This window comes from Paraburkholderia sp. (assembly GCF_034668105.1).
Lineage (GTDB): Bacteria > Pseudomonadota > Gammaproteobacteria > Burkholderiales > Burkholderiaceae > Paraburkholderia.
Map to the genome: position 1 here is coordinate 1 of NZ_JAXDPY010000464.1, position 15,306 is coordinate 15,306.

15 protein-coding genes are annotated in these 15,306 nt (G+C 63.6%); 10 read left to right on the plus strand and 5 right to left on the minus strand.

Annotation, left to right across the window (positions count from 1 at the left end; all coding sequences use genetic code 11):
- Positions 1-417: 417 nt before the first annotated feature.
- Positions 418-1,032: a glutathione S-transferase C-terminal domain-containing protein gene (locus tag QOC89_RS20765; protein ID WP_323046738.1), complete on the minus strand. Its 615-nt coding sequence runs from the start codon at positions 1,030-1,032 to the stop codon at positions 418-420.
- 341 nt (positions 1,033-1,373) lie between these two features.
- On the opposite strand from QOC89_RS20765, the gene QOC89_RS20770 reads away from it, so the two are divergent.
- From QOC89_RS20770 to purH, 5 genes are all read left to right on the plus strand, one after another.
- Positions 1,374-2,780 (plus strand): aminopeptidase P N-terminal domain-containing protein, encoded by a 1,407-nt coding sequence (locus QOC89_RS20770; protein WP_323046739.1) that lies wholly within the window; start codon positions 1,374-1,376, stop codon positions 2,778-2,780.
- Between the two features lie 55 nt (positions 2,781-2,835).
- Entirely contained in the window at positions 2,836-4,086 is a 1,251-nt protein-coding gene (locus QOC89_RS20775) for a UbiH/UbiF/VisC/COQ6 family ubiquinone biosynthesis hydroxylase (protein ID WP_323046740.1), read from the plus strand.
- A gap of 248 nt (positions 4,087-4,334) precedes the next feature.
- On the plus strand, positions 4,335-5,402 hold the full coding sequence (gene dusB / locus QOC89_RS20780) for a tRNA dihydrouridine synthase DusB (RefSeq protein ID WP_323046741.1): 1,068 nt from the start codon (positions 4,335-4,337) through the stop codon (positions 5,400-5,402).
- Positions 5,399-5,632: a Fis family transcriptional regulator gene (locus QOC89_RS20785; protein ID WP_323046742.1), complete on the plus strand. Its 234-nt coding sequence runs from the start codon at positions 5,399-5,401 to the stop codon at positions 5,630-5,632. The genes dusB and QOC89_RS20785 overlap by 4 nt, the downstream gene beginning before the upstream one ends.
- A 55-nt stretch (positions 5,633-5,687) precedes the next feature.
- Positions 5,688-7,253, plus strand: a complete 1,566-nt coding sequence (gene purH, locus QOC89_RS20790; protein WP_323046743.1) for a bifunctional phosphoribosylaminoimidazolecarboxamide formyltransferase/IMP cyclohydrolase — start codon at positions 5,688-5,690, stop codon at positions 7,251-7,253.
- 197 nt (positions 7,254-7,450) lie between these two features.
- Here purH and QOC89_RS20795 read toward each other — a convergent pair whose 3' ends face one another.
- Positions 7,451-7,690, minus strand: coding sequence for a hypothetical protein (locus tag QOC89_RS20795; RefSeq protein WP_323046744.1), 240 nt, complete (start codon positions 7,688-7,690; stop codon positions 7,451-7,453).
- 129 nt (positions 7,691-7,819) lie between these two features.
- Here QOC89_RS20795 and ruvC point away from each other — a divergent pair, with 129 nt between their 5' ends.
- From ruvC to QOC89_RS20815, 4 genes are all read left to right on the plus strand, one after another.
- Entirely contained in the window at positions 7,820-8,362 is a 543-nt protein-coding gene (gene ruvC, locus QOC89_RS20800) for a crossover junction endodeoxyribonuclease RuvC (RefSeq protein ID WP_323046745.1), read from the plus strand.
- 135 nt (positions 8,363-8,497) lie between these two features.
- On the plus strand, positions 8,498-9,079 hold the full coding sequence (ruvA, locus tag QOC89_RS20805) for a Holliday junction branch migration protein RuvA (RefSeq protein ID WP_323046746.1): 582 nt from the start codon (positions 8,498-8,500) through the stop codon (positions 9,077-9,079).
- A gap of 72 nt (positions 9,080-9,151) precedes the next feature.
- The gene (gene ruvB, locus QOC89_RS20810; protein WP_323046747.1) at positions 9,152-10,216 is read left to right on the plus strand and encodes a Holliday junction branch migration DNA helicase RuvB; all 1,065 of its coding nucleotides are present in this window, start codon (positions 9,152-9,154) and stop codon (positions 10,214-10,216) included.
- 33 nt (positions 10,217-10,249) lie between these two features.
- Positions 10,250-11,188 (plus strand): oxygenase MpaB family protein, encoded by a 939-nt coding sequence (locus QOC89_RS20815; protein WP_323046748.1) that lies wholly within the window; start codon positions 10,250-10,252, stop codon positions 11,186-11,188.
- A gap of 90 nt (positions 11,189-11,278) precedes the next feature.
- Here the strand turns inward: QOC89_RS20815 and QOC89_RS20820 are convergent, their stop codons facing one another.
- The 3 genes from QOC89_RS20820 to tyrS form a co-directional block, all read right to left on the minus strand.
- A complete protein-coding gene (locus QOC89_RS20820; protein ID WP_323046749.1) occupies positions 11,279-11,959 on the minus strand; it encodes a histidine phosphatase family protein in 681 nt (226 codons plus the stop codon).
- Positions 11,960-12,081: 122 nt separating this feature from the next.
- Positions 12,082-12,540, minus strand: a complete 459-nt coding sequence (gene dtd, locus QOC89_RS20825; RefSeq protein WP_323046750.1) for a D-aminoacyl-tRNA deacylase — start codon at positions 12,538-12,540, stop codon at positions 12,082-12,084.
- 52 nt (positions 12,541-12,592) lie between these two features.
- Positions 12,593-13,837 carry a tyrosine--tRNA ligase gene (gene tyrS, locus QOC89_RS20830; RefSeq protein WP_323046751.1) on the minus strand — a complete coding sequence of 415 codons (1,245 nt, stop codon included), beginning with the start codon at positions 13,835-13,837 and terminating at the stop codon, positions 12,593-12,595.
- A gap of 268 nt (positions 13,838-14,105) precedes the next feature.
- Between tyrS and QOC89_RS20835 the strand changes: the two genes are divergently transcribed.
- Entirely contained in the window at positions 14,106-15,236 is a 1,131-nt protein-coding gene (locus QOC89_RS20835) for an anhydro-N-acetylmuramic acid kinase (RefSeq protein ID WP_323046752.1), read from the plus strand.
- The last annotated feature ends 70 nt before the right edge of the window (positions 15,237-15,306 follow it).

Consider the following 15,306-nt stretch of genomic DNA (forward strand, 5'->3'; position numbering starts at 1 on the left):
TAATCATCGACACTGCCTCCGGAGACGTTTATGTATTAAAAAATATTGAGCGAGAATACAGGATTTCGGAATGAATAAAAAGTCAGATAAATTTGACTTCACATAGGACTTCGGAGCTTCCAGTGTAGGAATAGTTTTCTTCTGATTGGCGACCTCTGAGAAGACCATGAAGAAGCGCGCACCGCCGCTTCGCAATGCCACATATCACCGGATAAAGACTCCTATACGTGGATTACACAAACCATTACGACACGACAGACAAAAAATACGCCTGACAAACAGGCGCATTTTCTATAAAACATAATCTTTAATTTAATATTGCGGAATTCAGAATTACATCATTTTCATCCAGCGAAAATGACAAGCAAACTTATTCCAGACAGACAACCGAACGACTAGACACTCACGAGTACCTACTCAATCCGCCGGCACCGTATCAACAAACGACTGACGCAACGAAAGTTTCTGGAAATGCTTATCCAGATTCGGATACGTGTCGCGCCAGTTCAACTCAGCCATACGAAAATCCAGGTAGCCCAACGCGCAACCCACGGCGATGTCCGCGAGCGTGTAGTGATTGCCCGTGCACCACGGCTTGCTGCCCAAGCCGTGCGACATCGCGATCAGGCCTTCGTCGATCTTGCGTTGCTGCCGCGCGACCCACGTGTCCACGCGCTGCTCCGGCGTGCGCTGGGTGCTTTCAAGACGAATCAGCACCGCGGCGTCCTGCATGCCGTCGGCAAGCGCCTCCCAGCACCGCACTTCAACGCGCTCACGGCCCGACGGCGGAATCAGCTTGCCGACCGGCGAAAGCGTATCCACGTATTCGCAGATCACCCGTGAGTCGAACACTGCTTCGCCATCTTCCATCACGAGGCAAGGCACCTTGCCGAGCGGATTGAAGGTGTGAATCGTAGTGTCCGCCGCCCAGACGTTCTCGGGCACGAGTTGATAATCGATCTTCTTGTCGGCCAGAACGATCCGCGCTTTACGCACGAACGGACTGGCGAGCGAACCGATGAGTTTCATCATGACCATCTGCCTTTTCTTGAATTCGGCGAAAGTATAAGTGGTCGGGGGCTTTCCCGAGCGCAGCGAAGTCGCTTCGCAAGCCGCATGAATCCACGCTGTGGATGGATTGCAACATTGCCGCAACACTCGTGCGCCGTCTACCCGGCCGAACGGCTAACGCTGCCGGCGTGGGCGGCACGCCTCATTACACGCGCGCCTCGAATGGCCGGCCGGCATGCGGCGCCGGACGCCCACGGCAGGCAAACGGCCTGGCGCGGGGCGCAAACCGATCGGCGCGGCGGCCCTTCTCCTGCCAGTATCCACGCAAAATAAGTCGCCGCATTGGGCGCTACAATCGCAACATGAACCAGCCGACCGAACCCACCATCGCCATCGACGTCTATCGCACGCGCCGCGAGCGCGTACTCGCCGCGCTGCGCGCAGCGGGCGGCGGCGTCGCCATCGTTCCCACCGCGCCGGAAAAGCTGCGCAACCGGGACGCCGACTATCCCTACCGGCACGATAGCTACTTCTACTATCTGACGGGTTTCACCGAACCCGAGGCGTTGCTGGTGCTCGACGCAAGCGCCGCGACGGGCGAGCCGGCTTCGATCCTGTTCTGCCGTGAGAAGAATGTCGAGCGCGAGACGTGGGAAGGTTTCCGTTTCGGGCCAGAGGGCGCACGCGAGGCGTTCGGCTTCGACGCCGCCTTCGCCGTGAGCGAAGTCGATACGCAACTGCCACGCATCCTGGCCGACAAGCCATCGCTGCATTACGCGCTCGGCAGCTCCGTGGAACTGGACGAGCGGGTGCGCGGCTGGCTCGACGCCGTGCGCGCACAAGGCCGCAGCGGCGTCGCCGCGCCCACCGTCGCGCGTGATCTGATCCCGCTGCTCGACGACATGCGGCTCATCAAGGACCACCACGAGCTCGCCATCATGCGTCGCGCGGGACAGATTTCGGCGCAGGCGCACCGGCGTGCGATGGCCGCCTGCCACCCCGGCGTGCGCGAGTACGAGCTCGAAGCCGAGCTGCTCTATACGTTCCGCAAATTCGGCGCGCAGGCGCCGGCTTATACGTCGATCGTCGCTGCGGGCGCGAATGCCTGCGTGCTGCACTATCCGGCCGGCAACGCGATTGCCCAGGACGGCGACCTGATCCTGATCGACGCCGCCTGCGAACTCGACGGCTACGCGTCCGACATCACCCGCACCTTCCCGGCGAGCGGCCACTTCACGCCGGCGCAGCGCGAGCTGTACGACATCGTGCTGGCCGCGCAGCAGGCTGCCGTCGACGCCACCCGCGCCGGCGCCACGTTCGACGATCCGCACCAGGCCGCCGTGCGCGTGCTGTCACAAGGTCTGCTCGACACCGGCATCGTCGAGCGCACGAAGTTCGCCTCGGTCGACGACGTGATCGCCGAGCGCGCCTATGCGCCGTTCTATATGCACCGTACCGGCCACTGGCTGGGCATGGACGTGCACGATGTCGGCGACTACCGCGAGCGCAGCGCACCGCGCGACGAAGCCGGCGCGCTGCCGTGGCGCACGCTGCAGGCGGGGATGACACTGACCATCGAGCCCGGTCTGTATATCCGTCCGACCGAAGGCGTGCCCGAGCGCTACTGGAACATCGGCATCCGCATCGAGGACGACGCGATCGTCACGCAAGCCGGTTGCGAGCTGATCACGCGCGACGTGCCGGTGGCGGCCGACCAGATCGAGGCGCTGATGCAGCACGCCCGCTCGGCCCAGGAAACAAAGCAGTAAATCAGGCTGCAACCCAGGCTGCAACCCAGGCAGTAACCCAAGGAAGCAACCCGCAATGAACGACGTTCCCCAGTCGACGGTAATTCTGAAACCGGCCGTGTCCGATCACCCCTTCGATTTCGACGTGACGATCGTCGGCGCCGGGCCGGTCGGGCTGGCGCTTGCCGGCTGGCTGGCGCGCCGCAGCGCGACGCGGGCGCTGAAGATCGCGCTGATCGACGCGCGCGAGCCGGAAGATTCGATTGCCGATCCGCGCGCGATTGCCGTGTCGCAGGGCAGCCGGATGATTCTCGAACCGCTGCGCTGGCCTGCGGACGCAACCGCGATCCAGCGCATTCACGTATCGCAGCGCGGCCATTTCGGCCGCACGCTGATCGACCACAGCGAGCACGGACTGCCGGCGCTCGGCTACGTGCTGCGTTATGGTTCGATCGTCCACGGTCTCGCCGAAGCGGTTCACGCAACCTCGGTGCACTGGTTCCGCTCGACATCCGCGTCGGCGCCGACTCAGGAACTCGACGGCGTGACGCTGCCGATCGAAACCGCGGGCGTCACGCGCCTTTTGCGTACGCGAATTCTGGTGAATGCCGAAGGCGGTCTGTTCGGCGACGAGAAGTCAGGCAAGCGCGCCGGTGGCAAGCCGGGCAGCCTCACCGGCGAAGGCGACACGCGCGATTACGCGCAAACCGCGTTGGTCGGCACGGTCAGCGTGTCGGCGCCGCAACCGCATGTGGCGTGGGAGCGCTTCACGTCGCAAGGGCCGATCGCGCTGCTGCCGATGGGCGGCGTGCGCGGCGCCGATTACGCGCTGGTCTGGTGCTGCGCGCCCGACGAAGCCGCGCGCCGTTCGCAACTCTCCGACGAGGATTTCCTGCGTGAACTCGGCGCCGCATTCGGCAGCCGCATGGGCCGCTTCACTCAGATCAAAGGACGCGCGTCTTTTCCGTTGGGACTGACCGCGGTCGATACCCTCGTGAACGGCCATGTAGTGGCGATCGGGAATGCCGCGCAGACGCTGCATCCGGTGGCCGGTCAGGGTCTGAACCTCGGTCTGCGCGACGCGCATGCGCTCGCCGACGCCTTGTCGGCGGAAGGCCCCACTCCGCTCGCCCTGGCTACCTTCGCGCAACGGCGCGCGCTGGACCGGCGCCTGACGATCGGCGCCACCGACACCCTCGCGCGCCTCTTCACCGTCGACTTCCCGCCGCTCGCCGCGTTGCGCGGTCTCGCCCTCACCGCGCTCGAATTCGTGCCGCCCGTGAAAACCGCGCTGGCGCGCCAAATGATGTTCGGCCAGCGCCGCTGAACGCGCCGCCCGCTCACGTCCCACAGCCGTTACAGCTTTTTGGCAGCGCACGCTGAGCCGCGCGAGCGCTGCCGGGTTTATGAATCCGGCCACTTTCATAGAAGATTTAATGGGTTACGACTGACGCAAGTCGGGTGTCGGCTACCTGTTAACGCTAAAATAGCGGTTTTCCCTCGCATTTCGCGAATGCTCCGATTGACAGAATCTGAAAAGAAACTGAAGCAATCGGTCGCAGGCGCGTCCACGTCATGCCCACTCTCGGCTCCCACAATCTGCGTAATAACCTGTTCGTCGCGCCCATGGCCGGCGTGACCGACCGGCCGTTCCGGCAACTGTGCAAACGGCTGGGCGCGGGCTATGCGGTGTCGGAAATGGTCGCCTCGAACGCGCAGTTGTGGAAAAGCGAAAAGACCATGCGCCGCGCCAACCACACGGGCGAGGTCGAGCCGATCGCCGTGCAGATCGCCGGCGCGGATCCCGCCATGATGGCCGAAGCCGCCCGCTACAACGTGGCGAACGGCGCGCAGATCATCGACATCAACATGGGTTGCCCCGCCAAGAAGGTGTGCAACGTGGCGGCGGGTTCCGCGTTGCTGCAGAACGAGCCGCTGGTGCAGCGCATCGTCGAGGCGGTGGTGAGCGCGGTGGGCGTCGGGCCCGACGCGGTGCCCGTCACGCTGAAGATCCGCACCGGCTGGAATCGCGACAACAAGAATGCGTTGTCTGTCGCGCGGCTGGCCGAGGCCGCCGGCATTGCCATGCTGACCGTGCACGGCCGCACCCGCGCCGACCTGTATCACGGCGACGCCGAATACGAGACCATCGCGGCCGTCAAAGCGGCGGTGCGCATTCCGGTGGTCGCCAATGGCGACATTACGTCGCCGCAAAAAGCCCGCGAGGTGCTCGCCGCCACCGGCGCCGACGCCATCATGATCGGCCGCGCCGCGCAGGGGCGCCCGTGGCTGTTCCGCGAGATCGAGCATTTCCTGCAAACGGGCGAGTTGCTGCCGCCGCCGCGCATCGACGAAATCCAGCAGGTCATGAACGAGCATCTCGAAGATCACTACGCGTTCTACGGCGAATTTACGGGTGTGCGCACCGCGCGCAAGCATATCGGCTGGTACACTCGCGGCCTTTCTGGCGCCAACGTGTTCCGGCACCGCATGAATACGCTGGACACCACGCGCGAACAACTCCTCGCCGTCAACGAATTCTTCGACGCCCAAAAGGCGATCTCCGACCGCCTCGTCTACGTCGACGAGACGCTCTGCAAGAACGACGGCGAGCCGGACCATCCCGACCGACTAGCAGCATGAGCAAGAACCATATCGAACAATCTGTCCGCGACAGCCTGGGGATGTATTTCCAGGATCTAGACGGCTCCAATCCGCACGACGTCTACGACATGGTTATTTCATGCGTGGAAAAACCCCTGCTCGAAGTGGTGCTCGAGCAGGCCGGCGGCAATCAGTCGCTGGCCGCCGAGTATCTCGGCATCAACCGCAATACGCTGCGCAAGAAGCTGCAACAGCACGGTTTGTTGTAATTCGTTGTAGTTTCAGGCGCCCTGCCACGTTTCCCTTCGGCTTTTCGTCTTCATCATGATCAAGCAAGCGCTCATCTCCGTTTCCGACAAGTCCGGCATCGTCGACTTCGCCAAGTCGCTGTCGGACCTCGGTGTCAAGATCCTGTCGACCGGCGGCACCGCGAAACTGCTCGCGGACGCGGGTCTGTCCGTCACCGAGGTCGCCGACTACACGGGCTTCCCGGAAATGCTGGACGGGCGCGTGAAAACGCTGCATCCGAAGGTGCACGGCGGCATTCTGGCGCGCCGCGACCTGCCGGAACACATGGCAGCGCTTGAAAAGCACGACATCCCGACGATCGACCTGCTGGTCGTGAATCTGTATCCGTTCGTGCAGACCGTATCGAAAGAAGAGTGCTCGCTGGAAGACGCGATCGAGAACATCGACATTGGCGGCCCGACCATGCTGCGTTCGGCCGCGAAGAATCATCGCGACGTGACGGTGGTGGTCGATCCGGCGGATTACGCGGTCGTGCTCGACGAAATGCGCGCGAACAACAACACGCTCGCCTATAAAACCAACTTCCGTCTGGCCACCAAGGTGTTCGCGCACACCGCGCAATACGACGGCGCGATCACGAACTACCTGACGAGCCTCACCGACGAACTGCAACATGCGTCGCGCAATGCTTATCCGGCCACGTTCAACCTGGCGTTCAACAAGGTGCAGGATCTGCGCTACGGCGAAAACCCACATCAGAGCGCCGCGTTCTATCGCGACCTCGTCGTGCCGGCCGGCGCACTGGCGAACTACAACCAGTTGCAAGGCAAGGAACTGTCGTACAACAACATCGCCGATTCCGATGCGGCGTGGGAGTGCGTGAAGACGTTCGACGTACCGGCTTGCGTGATCGTCAAGCACGCGAATCCGTGCGGCGTGGCAGTGGGCGCGGACGCCAACGAAGCGTATGCGAAGGCGTTCCAGACCGACCCCACGTCGGCATTCGGCGGCATCATCGCGTTCAACCGCGAAGTGGACGAAACCGCGGCGCAAGCGGTCGCCAAGCAGTTTGTCGAAGTGCTGATCGCGCCGTCGTTCAGTGCTGAAGCCCGCCAGGTGTTCGCCGCCAAGCAGAACGTGCGTTTGCTGGAAATCGCTTTGGGCGAAGGCCATAACGCGTTCGATCTGAAGCGCGTCGGCGGCGGTTTGCTGGTCCAGTCGCTCGACTCGAAGAACGTGCAGCCGCGCGAATTGCGCGTGGTCACCAAGCGTCATCCGACGCCGAAGGAAATGAACGATCTGCTGTTCGCATGGCGCGTCGCAAAGTATGTGAAATCGAACGCGATCGTGTTCTGCGGCAACGGCATGACGCTCGGCGTGGGCGCGGGTCAGATGAGCCGCGTGGACTCGGCGCGGATTGCGAGTATCAAGGCGCAAAACGCCGGTCTCACGCTAACCGGTTCGGCGGTGGCGTCGGATGCGTTCTTCCCGTTCCGTGACGGTCTCGATGTGGTGGTCGCGGCAGGCGCGACCTGCGTGATCCAGCCGGGCGGCTCGGTGCGCGACGACGAAGTGGTCAGCGCGGCGGATGAGCACAACATCGCGATGGTGTTGACCGGGGTGCGTCACTTCCGGCATTGATGCGCGCATGCGGGCCTGGTGAACGGCGCGTGCTTGTGGCGCGTCGTAATGCGGGACTCGCAAGATTGAGCTGAGCGAAACGGCTCGGTGGAAACGTTCCGCCGGGCCGTTTTGTTTTGTGGCGACGTTTTGTTTTGTGGCGCCGTTTTGTCTGTCGCGCCGTTTTGTTCGTCACGACGTTTTGTTTGCGGCGCCGTTTAGTCCCGCGGATCCTTTCTCGCGTAGCCTTCCTTCACTTCAGCATGCTGGCTGATGTACGTGCCAAGCCCCTGCCCTCGCTGCGCCAAACGCTTGAGTGCGGCAACGTGCCTGGCGCCGACACTTGCCTTCGTGTACCAGTACACGACGCCCGGTTTAAAGCGGACCGCGACGAAGTCGTCGCCGATTTCGTAGGCGTCGACGCCTGAATCGCCGCTGAGATTGCGATAGTGCTCCATGTGCGCTCCCTTTTCTAACGCAAGCACCAGCAGTTTTTATTCCGCCGGCGTCGCCGCACATCGACCGTCGCACGGCGCGTTCGTTGTAGTATCGCAGGCACCTGGTTTTCACCGCACATGCGGCATCTCATGAGAATTCTCGGCATCGACCCCGGCTTGCGTGTAACGGGTTTCGGCGTAATCGATCAAACCGGACACACGCTCAGCTACGTCGCAAGCGGCGTCATCAAGACCGCCGACGCCGACCTGCCGTCGCGTCTCGGCACCATTTTCGAGGGCATTTCGACGCTGATCCGTCAGCATTCGCCGGATCAGTCGGCGATCGAAAAGGTATTCGTCAACGTCAACCCGCAATCCACCCTCCTGCTTGGCCAGGCACGCGGCGCGGCAATCTGCGGACTGGTGGCGGGCGGCGTGCCGGTCGCCGAATATACGGCGTTGCAGTTGAAGCAGGCGGTAGTCGGCTACGGCCGCGCGACCAAGGAGCAGATGCAGCAGATGGTGGTGCGTCTGCTCAACCTCTCCGGCGTGCCCAGCACCGACGCCGCGGACGCCCTCGGCATGGCGATCTGCCATGCGCACGGCGGCACGACACTCAGTACGCTAGGTGCCATCGCGCCTTCGCTGGCGAAGAAGGGTCTGCGCGTCCGGCGTGGACGGTTGGTGGGGTAGAGGCGCCAAGGTCGCGCTTTGCATGAATCGCCGTTCGGGGACATCGCTCGAACGTGTCAACCATGTCCTCGTACATCACGCCGGCCGCGCACTCGCTGCGCTACACTCGCCCTTTCTCTCAAGATTGAATCCGCCATGATCGGTCGCATTGCCGGCGTTCTGCTGGAAAAAAACCCGCCGCATCTGCTCGTCGACTGCAACGGCGTCGGTTACGAAGTCGACGTGCCGATGAGCACGTTCTACAACCTGCCGTCGAACGGCGAACGCGTCGTGCTGCTCACGCAAATGATCGTGCGCGAAGACGCGCATCTGCTGTACGGCTTCGCCACCGCCGAGGAGCGCTCCACCTTCCGCGAACTGCTGAAGATCACCGGCATCGGCGCACGCATGGCGCTTGCGGTGTTGTCGGGCATGAGTGTGGGCGAACTGGCGCAAACCGTCACGATGCAGGACGCAGCGCGTCTGACGCGCGTGCCCGGCATCGGCAAGAAGACGGCTGAGCGGCTGCTTCTCGAATTGAAAGGCAAGATCGGCGCCGACCTTGGCGCGCTGGCGGGCGCGGCGTCGGCATCCGACCACGCCTCCGATATCCTGAACGCACTGATCGCGTTGGGTTACTCCGAAAAAGAAGGGCTGGCGGCCATCAAGAACGTGCCGGCCGGCACCGGCGTTTCCGAAGGCATCAAGCTTGCGTTGAAGGCGTTGTCGAAGGGCTAAGCGCTCCTGGGGCCGCAACCCTTGGCCGTTCGGCCGAGTTTCGCAACCGGGCGCGCGCGGTACAATGACCGCATGATCGAAACCGACAAACTCGCCGCCGAGCGCATCATCGCGGCCACGCCCGTCTCGCCGAACGAAGAGGCGTTCGAACGCGCGTTGCGCCCGCGTCAGCTCGAAGAATATGTCGGGCAGGAAAAAGTGCGCGGTCAGCTGGAAATCTTCATCGAGGCCGCCAAGCGCCGGTCCGAATCGCTCGACCACGTGCTGCTGTTCGGGCCGCCGGGGCTGGGCAAGACCACTCTCGCGCACATCATCGCGCGGGAAATGGGCGTCAATCTGCGGCAAACCTCCGGTCCGGTGCTCGAACGCGCGGGCGACCTCGCGGCGCTGCTCACCAATCTTGAAGCCAACGACGTCTTGTTCATCGACGAAATCCACCGGCTCTCGCCGGTCGTCGAAGAAATTCTGTACCCGGCGCTGGAGGACTATCAGATCGACATCATGATCGGCGAGGGGCCGGCCGCGCGCAGCGTCAAGCTCGATCTGCAGCCGTTCACGCTGGTCGGCGCAACCACCCGCGCGGGCATGCTGACCAATCCGCTGCGGGACCGCTTCGGTATCGTCGCACGGCTCGAGTTTTACAACGCCGAAGAGCTTGCCCGCATCGTCACGCGTTCCGCCTCGCTGCTGAATGCGCAGATTCATCCGGACGGCGCGTTCGAAATCGCCAAGCGCGCGCGCGGCACGCCGCGGATCGCGAACCGGCTGCTGCGCCGCGTGCGCGATTTCGCCGAGGTCAAAGCGGACGGCAACATCACCGCGCAAGTCGCTGACGCCGCGCTCAAAATGCTCGACGTGGACGCGGTGGGCTTCGACCTGATGGACCGCAAGCTCCTCGAAGCGATCCTCCACAAGTTCGACGGCGGCCCGGTCGGCGTCGACAATCTGGCGGCGGCCATCGGCGAAGAGCGCGACACGATCGAAGACGTGCTCGAACCGTATCTGATCCAGCAAGGCTTCCTGCAACGCACGCCGCGTGGACGCGTCGCCACGCTGCTCACGTACCGGCACTTCGGTCTCGCCGCGCCGGACGCTTCCAGTCCCATATCCGGGCTCTGGGATGCGGCCGGAACCTGAGCCGGATACGATTCGCGTGAGATCGATCTAGAGATGTCCGATCAAGTCAAGCAACCCGCTTCACGCGGCGGCCTCTCGCAGTTACTCATGGGCAGGATCCGCGCGAAGCTGGCCGCGGGCGTCACGCACCTCACCACCGGCAGCGGGCCCGCACTCGACTACTCGTCGCCGCCGGGCGACCCGGGGCTGTTCGGTCCCGATTCCATGTGCTGGAAAGTCCACGCCGACTTCACGTCGATGATGACGGGCGGCATCAGCGCGCTGCTGCTCCAGGCATTGCACCCGCTGGCGCTCGCCGGCGTATGGGACCATTCGACATTTCGCACCGATATTCTTGGGCGCCTGCGCCGAACCGCAACGTTCATCGCCGGCACCACGTATGGCAACCGGCACGATGCGCTAGCGTTGATCGAGCGCGTGAAGCGCATTCACCTCGGCGTCACGGGTGTTGGTCCCGATGGCCAGCCCTATCGCGCAAGCGACCCTGCCTTGCTGACGTGGGTGCACGTGGCCGAGGTATCGAGTTTCATGACTGCGCACCTACGGTACGTGAACCCGTTGCTGCCCGTTGCCGCGCAGGATCAGTACTTCGCGGAAACCGGGCGCATCGCCGAGATGCTTGGTGCGTCGACTATTCCGCGCTCACGCGCCGAGATTGACGCCTATCTGCTCGCCATGCAGTCTGAGCTGGTGGCCAGCGAGCGCACCCAGGAAGTTGTGAGGATTCTCATGAACGCGCCGGCGCCCACGGCGGCGATGCGGCCCGCACGGCTGCTGATGTTGAACGCGGGTGTCGATCTGCTGCCCGACTGGGCGCAAGGAATGCTCGGCTTCGGCCGCTTCGCGGGCGTTCGCCGCACGGTCGCGAGGCCAGGCGTAAGGCTGGTCGCGCCGGTGATCCGCTGGGCTCTCGTGAACGGTGTGTCGAAGCGGGCACGCCGCCGCGTTGCCGCCGCGCGCGAATCGACGTGAGCCACGCGAAACAGCCACTGCGAAATGCGCGGGGCAAGCGGCACTCGGCACCCGGCACAAACCCACCCATGCAAATGGAGGCCGCGCCGCTTAACGGCCCGCTTCCGGCTCTCTCTTCTTGAAGCTATCGTCTTCGCTCGGCGCATCGAGATGCGACACGTCCGCCCACGAGACGATCGTCGCCATACGGGCGTCGTGGGCGAAATCCACCACGTTGACGCTCGTGTTCAGCAACGCGTAATCGCGCGGCGCATCGAGCGACAAACGGCCTGCAAAACGGCGCACACAATCGAGCACACCGCCATGCGCAACGACAGCGACCCGTCCGCCCGGATGCGCAGCGACGATCGGCTCGACCGCATGCAGCACGCGGTGGTAAAACGCGCGCTGCGATTCGCCTTCAGGCGGCGCAAAACCCGGATCGCGGGTTTGCCAGTGTGCGTATTCATCGGGGAAACGGACGGCGATCTCGTCGCTGTCATGCCCCTGGAATGCGCCGTATGAGCGCTCGCGCAAACCCTCGCTCAGTTGTAACGGCAGGCCGAGCGCGTCGGCGATCGGCTGCGCGGTTTGCTGGGCGCGGAGCAGATCGCTTGAATAGATCGCGTCGAGCCGCGCGCCCTCTTTCACCTCATTCGCGATGCGGCTTGCAAGGCGTTGCGCCTGCGCGAAGCCGGTCGTCGCGAGCGGAATGTCGATGTGGCCTTGAATGCGCTTGATGCGGTTCCAGTCGGTTTCGCCGTGACGGATGAACAGAATCTGCGTGGTCATGAATGAGCATGGGCGCCAGTAGCCGGTTGTGCCGAGCCGCTATTGTCGCAAAAAGCGGCTGGATGAGTGGATGCGTACCGCCGCAGTCGCGACGCGGCGGCGGTTGAAACGGCAGTTGAAATTCAGGCGTTGGTCTGCAGCCAGAACGTGACCGGCCCGTCGTTGACGAGCGACACCTGCATATCGGCGCCGAACTCGCCTGTCTCGACGATCGGATGCTTCGTGCGCGCGGCCGAGACGAAGTAATCGAACAGCCGCTTGCCCTCATCGGGCGGTGCGGCAGGCGTGAAGCTGGGACGCAAGCCGCTGTTGGTGTCGGCGGCCAAGGTGAATTGCGAAACCAGCAGCAAACCGCCCGCGCGCCCCGCACCGTCGAGATTCTGCACCGAGAGATTCATCTTGCCGGCCGCATCGCTGAAAACGCGGTAGCCGAGCACCTTGGCGAGCAGCCGGTCAGCTGCGCCTTCGGTGTCGCCGCGTTCGGCGCATACGAGCGCGAGCAGGCCCGCCTCGATCGCGCCGGTCACGCGGTCGCCCACGCGCACTTCCGCGCGCCGCACGCGCTGGATCAGCGCGATCATCGGCGCGACTCCGAATGCAACGCCTGAGTCGACATTCCGCTCGCGCTGAGCATCAGGCCGTCAGCGTGACACGCGCAAACCGGCGCTTGCCGACCTGCACGACGTACTCGCCGGCTTCGACCTTCAGGCCCTTGTCTGACACCGTCGTGCCGTCGATCTTCACGCCGCCCTGCTCGATGTTGCGCAGCGCCTCGCTGGTGGACGGCACGAGGTTGGCCTGCTTGAGCAACTGGCCGATTGCGAGCGGCGCGCCGGCGAGCGTCACGGACGGGATATCCTCCGGCACGCCGCCCTTCGCGCGATGATTGAAGTCTTCGAGCGCGCGCTCGGCGTCGGCTTGCGAGTGGAAGCGCGCGACGATTTCCTGGCCAAGCATCACCTTGAAATCGCGCGGGTTGCGGCCCGCTTCGATCTCTTTCCGGAAACCGGCGATCTCGTCCATCGGGCGGAACGACAGCAATTCGAAATAACGCCACATCATCACGTCGGAGATGCTCATCAGCTTGCCGAACATGTCCGTCGGCTTTTCGTTGATGCCGATGTAGTTGTTCTTCGACTTCGACATCTTCTCGACGCCATCCAGGCCTTCGAGCAGCGGCATGGTCAGGATGCACTGCTGTTCCTGGCCGTATTGCTTCTGCAGTTCGCGACCCACCAGCAGGTTGAATTTCTGGTCCGTGCCGCCGAGTTCGAGGTCGGCATTCAGCGCGACCGAGTCGTAGCCCTGCATCAGCGGATACAGGAATTCGTGGATAGAGATCGGCACGCCGCCCTGGAACCGCTTGGTGAAATCTTCGCGCTCGAGAATACGCGCCACCGTGTAGCGCGATGCGAGCTTGATCATGCCGTCGGCGCCGAGCGGCATCGACCATTCGCTGTTGTAGCGGATTTCGGTCTTGTCGCGGTCGAGCACGAGCGCGGCCTGCTCGAAATACGTCTTTGCATTCGATTCAATCTGCTCGCGCGTAAGCGGCGGGCGCGTGGCGTTACGGCCAGACGGATCGCCGATCAGCGACGTGAAGTCGCCGATCAGGAAAATCACCGTGTGACCGAGGTCCTGCAACTGGCGCATCTTGTTCAGCACGACCGTATGGCCGATGTGGATGTCGGGCGCGGTCGGATCGAGGCCGAGCTTGATGCGCAGCGGCTTGCCCGTAGCCTGGCTCTTCGCGAGCTTTTGCGCGAATTCGTCTTCGATCAGGAGTTCGTCGACACCGCGTTTGGTGACGGCGAGCGCGTGACGGACTTCGTCGGTGATCGGGAAGGCGGGGCTAGGCTTGGTGGACTCGGTGCTCATGCTGGAAACTTGAAGTCGCGAAAAAAAGAGATTGTCCCATAGATGCGCGCCGCCGCGCCCATCGACGCAGACTCACGCGAGCTCAAGTGGCGTTCATCAGTGACCTTCAGCGGTCACGAACGGCCTCCAGAGGCCACATGCTGCCCCTCCGGGGTGGGAACTCCGCGCACCGGGCCGCGCCGCTGGCATTGTGGCGCTTTATATTCGGGCGCTTGCGTCGATAATCTGCTACAACGGATCGCAACGAACCCTCGAGAGGAGCAGCAACGTGGCGCAAGACCCCGCAAATGGCGTCTACTTTGGACTGATGTCCGGCACGAGCATGGACGGCGTGGACGGTGTGGCCGTCAGATTCGCCGAAGGGAAACCGCCGCAGGTGCTGGCCGAGGCGTTCGTCGGCTTTGCGGCAGGCTTGCGCGAGGCGTTGTTCGCGCTGCAACAGCCGGGCGACAACGAGATCGAACGCGAAGCGCTAGCCGCCAATGCGCTCGCCACGCGCTACACGGTGTGCTGCCACGAATTGCTTCAGGGCAGCCGCGTGTCGGCCGCGGAAGTCCGTGCAATCGGCGTCCACGGTCAGACGGTGCGGCATCGGCCGGAAAAGGGTTACACGCGGCAGATCAACAACCCGGCGCTGCTCGCCGAAATGATGCGCATCGACGTCGTCGCGGATTTTCGTAGCCGCGATGTCGCGGCGGGCGGCCAAGGCGCGCCGCTTGTGCCGGCGTTTCACGCCACCGTATTCGGCGCGAAAGATGAAACGCGGGTGGTCTGCAATCTTGGCGGCATCAGCAATATCACGGTCCTGAACGCGACCGGCAGCGTGCGCGGCTTCGACTGCGGTCCCGCGAATGCGCTGCTCGACGAGTGGGCGCAGCGTCATCTCGGCAAGCCTTTTGACGAAAACGGCCATTTCGCGGCCAGCGGCCAGGTGGATCGTCCGCTTCTGAACGCGTTGCTCGACGAGCCATTCTTTTCGCAACAGCCACCGAAAAGCACGGGCCGCGACCTGTTCAACGCCGAATGGCTCGACGCGAAACTTCAGCCGTTCGCCGCGCTTGCCCCCGCGGACGTTCAAGCGACGCTAGTTGCGCTGACCGCAGTGACGGTTGCCCGTGAGATCGAACGGCATGCATCGGATGCCAAGGCCGTTTATGTGTGCGGCGGCGGGGCGCGCAATCCGGAGATTCTCAAAGCGCTACAACAGGCATTGGAGGACAGCGGCGTCAGTGGCGTGCCCGTGATGACAACCGACGCGCTCGGCGTACCGCCTAGTCAGGTTGAGCCGCTGGCGTTCGCATGGCTGGCCATGCGCTGCATGGCGCGGCTGCCGGGCAATTTGCCGGCGGTCACCGGCGCCGCTGCCGAACGCGTGCTGGGGGCAATCTACCCGCGCTGATCGAAGCGTATGGGTTTGGCGCACGCATTAAAAAACGGGGCCGAAGCCCCGTTTCCTTAATACCTATGAC